Annotated in this window: 4 protein-coding genes; 2 read left to right on the top strand and 2 right to left on the bottom strand. The window is 55.5% G+C overall.

All coding sequences use genetic code 11. The annotated features are described in order from the left end of the window. The coding region (locus V5A26_RS11270; RefSeq protein WP_332322549.1) for a hypothetical protein at positions 1-184 on the bottom strand (184 nt) is incomplete at its 3' end. Positions 185-370: 186 nt separating this feature from the next. Then, a complete protein-coding gene (locus V5A26_RS11265; RefSeq protein ID WP_332322548.1) occupies positions 371-1,165 on the bottom strand; it encodes a helix-turn-helix transcriptional regulator in 795 nt (264 codons plus the stop codon). A 163-nt stretch (positions 1,166-1,328) separates the two neighbouring features. On the opposite strand from V5A26_RS11265, the gene V5A26_RS11260 reads away from it, so the two are divergent. Further along, positions 1,329-1,880, top strand: a complete 552-nt coding sequence (locus V5A26_RS11260; protein ID WP_442908777.1) for a DUF7344 domain-containing protein — start codon at positions 1,329-1,331, stop codon at positions 1,878-1,880. Between the two features lie 429 nt (positions 1,881-2,309). Then, a partial coding sequence (gene argC, locus V5A26_RS11255; RefSeq protein WP_332322546.1) for an N-acetyl-gamma-glutamyl-phosphate reductase occupies positions 2,310-3,336 on the top strand: 1,027 nt, incomplete at its 3' end.

Raw genomic sequence — 3,336 nt, 5'->3', positions numbered from 1 at the left:
AGACCACTATGACGTCATCTACTACGACCACCGAGGCCACTCCAACAACAGAAGAATCCTCGACAACGACGACCACTTCGACGACGTCGACTACCGAAGAGTCGACCACGACCACTTCCACTCCGGCGACTACTGAAGAACCGACGACTACAGAGACCACTGAGACGACATCTACCTCAACCACCGAGGTCACTCCAACAACAGAAGACTCCTAGACAACGGCAGCTGAGTAACCGAACTAAGCGGTGATGGCTTCCTCACTAATTTCAAGATGCCGAGGTTGCAACCGGAAAGCGTCTCATTTGTTGCACCGGACGATCCCCGCCCCCCACAACGAAGGGAGGAATCCAAGTGACCGCCGCTCACGGGGTCACTGTATCGCGTCTTCGTATTCCTCTTCGTAGGGCGTGGCCTCGTCCCAGCGTTTCCGGAAGTATGTGTTCGCCCAATCGTAGGCGTCTGCTGAATGGGCATCGACGACCAGTCGAAGACGTGAGGCATCATCGTTGTATCCAATCAGATAGACACAATCATCGGCGATAATTAATCTAAATCCGACCGGATCGTCGATCCGGACGTCGAGCGAACCTGTACTGATAGCTTCTTCAAGTGCGACTTTGTCACTCTTTTGGAGGCGATTGACGACCCAACGGGAAAAGACAACTGAAGCACACAATTCGTCTTGAACTCGGTCGAAAAGTGATTGCAGATAGGCGGGTTCCGGTATCGTCGGGGAGAGTTCTTGCAGGGCTGTGACCTGGTTGATTTTGAGGATCAGGCGACGAATCGGTCTGTATGGATCGCCAGCCTCTGGTGTTGCGACCTCAGAATCTGCAAATGCGGTAAAGTCGAAGGGTTCGGCCTCCTCGGACAACGTCGGAAGGAGCGGGCTCAGACGTTGAGCGACAGCGACGGTTTTCGTGGCTCCCCTGATTTCTTCGGCGACCATGTAGCCGAGAGGCGTCAGTTCATATCGACCCTCCTGATAACTGATGAGCCCCGCAGATTCGAATTGTTTGACGACTCTATGGGCAGTCGAACGGGAAACGTCGAGCTCCGCTTGAACCTCTGCTAGGGACGCGCTGTTCGACTCTAATAGCTCGAACAGCGGCTGCCGCTCAAGGACAGCTCGAAGTAGCTCGCGAGTCTCCACTCCCCGTCCCATTACAAATATTAATTGTTTAGGGAACTAATATTTCTTTTGCTGGAATTTGTTTCGTTCCGAGGGAAATTGTCACGACCTGAAACGCGTTTCAAAGCATAATTATAAGCGAGGGCAGGCATAAATCTGCTACATGCAAACCACCTTTATTGTGAGGGTTTTGTGAATGGGTACCACAACCCTGGAGGAGAGAATGATCGAACAACGAGATACGAACAAACCACTAGATAAAACGAAGATACATGAGGTATTGAGTAATGATCGACGGTGTCGGGTGCTTGAACAGTTAAATAAAACCAACCCACGAAATTTGCGGTCATTGGCAGACGATATTGCGGCCGCACAATCCGAAGAATCACCGGCGCCACGTGACCTCAGACAGAGCGTCTACGTGACACTTCACCAGAACCATCTTCCGAAACTCGACTCGCTTGGCATAGTTCAGTACGACGACACATCAAAAAAAGTAGCACTCGGAGACCGAGCGAACGAAATTGATGGCTTCCTTGAGGTCGTCGAACATGGACACCTCTCAAAAAGTGAGTATTACTTCAGCCTTGTGCTGCTTGGACTGCTTACGACGCTTGCCAGTAGCCTTGGAACCCCAGTTTTAGACCTACTGGACCCCATAGTCTACGCAACTGGGGCCCTGGGGATACTGCTGGTCTCGACAGCCCACCAGATGCAGCAAGAGGGATTCCACAACCCGATTGGCTGACTGACACCCATTCCGGCATCAAAGGGAGCGAGTTCTCCAGTCAATTCGAGGCGTTTTACGGTGACCGGGAAGTCGATTAGTCACCCATAACAGGTTCTGTAGCCGAAAGAGCGACACCCACCAACACTGTAGCTATTCGACGCGCTGATGAAACCCTCTGGTAAGTAGACCAACCTGCGCGAAATGATTGTCCAGAAACGTGTTGCGCCCGTCCTCTCACTACTCCGAGCAGAAAATCTGGTGCAGTCTATCCCTTGAACTATTCTATTCGACCGTTTCTAACCAGCCGATAGTAACTGCAATGGACGTGTGTGAACGTGGTTCAACGGATATTTGCGAATCACGACACGACTAAGACGACACGCCCACTGGAACAGTTCATATGCGCGTTACTATCCTGATCGCTTCCCAGGCGGTCGGTGGGAACTCATGAGTGCGGACACGGCAGCCGTCGTCGGGGGGAGCGGGTTCGCCGGCGGGGAATTGTTGCGTCTGCTTGACGGCCATCCACAGTTCGCCCTGGTCGCGGCGACGAGTCGACAGTTCACGAACCGGACCGTCGGCTCGGTCCACCCGAATCTCCGCCACCTGGACCTCCGCTTTTCGGACCCCGGTGATCTCGAACCCGTCGACGTCCTGTTCACTGCGACCCCACACGGCGTGTCGATGGAGCGGATCGACGAATTCCAGTCGGTCGCGGACACCGTCGTCGACCTGAGCGCGGACTTCCGGCTTTCGGACCCGGCCGATTACGACACCTGGTATGACGGCCATGTCGCCCCGGAACACCTGGACGAAGCGGTTTATGGCCTGCCTGAAATCGGACGCGAGGGACTGGAAGACGCCTCGCTCATCGCAAGCGGTGGCTGTAATGCCACCGTCACGATGCTGGGGCTCCAGCCCTTCGTCGAACATGGCCTGCTCGAATCCGAGGACAGGGTCGTTGCCGATCTGAAAGTCGGCTCGTCGGAAGGTGGAGCCGGTGGTGGACCAGCCTCCTCGCATCCCGAGCGGTCTGGGGTGGTCCGGCCGTATGCCCCGGCCGGGCACCGCCACGAAGCCGAAATCGAGGAACACCTCGGTCGCGGGGTTTCCTTTACCGTCCACGCGGTGGACATGGTCCGTGGCGCCGCTGCGACGAGCCATCTCTTTCCCGAATCGCTCCCCGAAAAAGCCGATGTCTGGCAGGCCCTTCGGGAGACGTACGGCGAGGAGCCGTTCATGCGCATCGTAACGGGTGGCGGCGGGGTCTATCGATATCCAGAACCGAAGGCGGTTGCGGGAACGAACAACGCCGAAATCGGCTTCGAACTCGACGAGCAAAACGGCCGGATCGTCGTCTTCACCGCTATCGATAACGTGATGAAAGGCGCATCTGGCCAGGCAATCCACGCCGCCAATATCGCGTTTGGGTACGAGGAAACTGCAGGCCTGGAATTTACGGGACTGCACCCGG

The organism is Halodesulfurarchaeum sp. (assembly GCF_036626455.1).
Classification (GTDB): Archaea; Halobacteriota; Halobacteria; order Halobacteriales; family Halobacteriaceae; genus Halodesulfurarchaeum.
Note: the sequence above shows the minus strand (reverse complement) of the source record. Positions and strands in the feature narration are given on the sequence as shown.

Coding starts and splice junctions, on each gene's coding strand:
- V5A26_RS11265 (WP_332322548.1), bottom strand. CDS start 1,165: ATGGGACGGGGAGTGGAGACTCGCGAGCTACTTCGAGCTGTCCTTGAG.
- V5A26_RS11260 (WP_442908777.1), top strand. CDS start 1,329: ATGGGTACCACAACCCTGGAGGAGAGAATGATCGAACAACGAGATACG.